Source organism: Streptomyces sp. NPDC104831 (assembly GCF_055583025.1).
Map to the genome: position 1 here is coordinate 1 of NZ_JBVJOT010000141.1, position 1,412 is coordinate 1,412.

Genomic DNA, 1,412 nt, shown 5'->3' on the forward strand with positions numbered 1-1,412 from the left:
TGAGACCTGATGCCGAGCCGATTGTGGTGAAGTGGATGATCCTATGCTGTCGAGAAAAGCCTCTAGCGAGTTTCATGGCGGCCCGTACCCTAAACCGACTCAGGTGGTCAGGTAGAGAATACCGAGGCGTTCGGGTGAACTATGGTTAAGGAACTCGGCAAAATGCCCCCGTAACTTCGGGAGAAGGGGGGCCACGCTTGGTGATCGGATTTACTCCGTGAGCTGGGGGTGGCCGCAGAGACCAGCGAGAAGCGACTGTTTACTAAAAACACAGGTCCGTGCGAAGCCGTAAGGCGATGTATACGGACTGACGCCTGCCCGGTGCTGGAACGTTAAGGGGACCGGTTAGCTCACTTTCGGGTGGGCGAAGCTGAGAACTTAAGCGCCAGTAAACGGCGGTGGTAACTATAACCATCCTAAGGTAGCGAAATTCCTTGTCGGGTAAGTTCCGACCTGCACGAATGGCGTAACGACTTCTCGACTGTCTCAACCATAGGCCCGGTGAAATTGCACTACGAGTAAAGATGCTCGTTTCGCGCAGCAGGACGGAAAGACCCCGGGACCTTTACTACAGTTTGATATTGGTGTTCGGTTCGGCTTGTGTAGGATAGCTGGGAGACTGTGAAGCTCGCACGCCAGTGTGGGTGGAGTCGTCGTTGAAATACCAGTCTGGTCGTGCTGGATGTCTAACCTGGGTCCGTGATCCGGATCAGGGACAGTGTCTGATGGGTAGTTTAACTGGGGCGGTTGCCTCCTAAAGGGTAACGGAGGCGCCCAAAGGTTCCCTCAGCCTGGTTGGCAATCAGGTGTTGAGTGTAAGTGCACAAGGGAGCTTGACTGTGAGACCGACGGGTCGAGCAGGGACGAAAGTCGGGACTAGTGATCCGGCGGTGGCTTGTGGAAGCGCCGTCGCTCAACGGATAAAAGGTACCCCGGGGATAACAGGCTGATCTTCCCCAAGAGTCCATATCGACGGGATGGTTTGGCACCTCGATGTCGGCTCGTCGCATCCTGGGGCTGGAGTCGGTCCCAAGGGTTGGGCTGTTCGCCCATTAAAGCGGTACGCGAGCTGGGTTTAGAACGTCGTGAGACAGTTCGGTCCCTATCCGCTGTGCGCGTAGGAGTCTTGAGAAGGGCTGTCCCTAGTACGAGAGGACCGGGACGGACGAACCTCTGGTGTGCCAGTTGTTCTGCCAAGGGCATGGCTGGTTGGCTACGTTCGGGAGGGATAACCGCTGAAAGCATCTAAGCGGGAAGCCTGCTTCGAGATGAGGACTCCCACCCACTTGATGGGGTAAGGCTCCCAGTAGACGACTGGGTTGATAGGCCAGATATGGAAGCCTGGTAACGGGTGGAGTTGACTGGTACTAATAGGCCGAGGGCTTGTCCATTGATGCTCGCGTTCACTGTGT

1 rRNA gene is annotated in these 1,412 nt (G+C 56.2%); it reads left to right on the forward strand.

Annotation, left to right across the window (positions count from 1 at the left end):
- Positions 1–1,391 (forward strand): 23S ribosomal RNA (locus ACZ63H_RS38590); the annotation flags it as partial.
- Positions 1,392–1,412 lie beyond the last annotated feature (21 nt).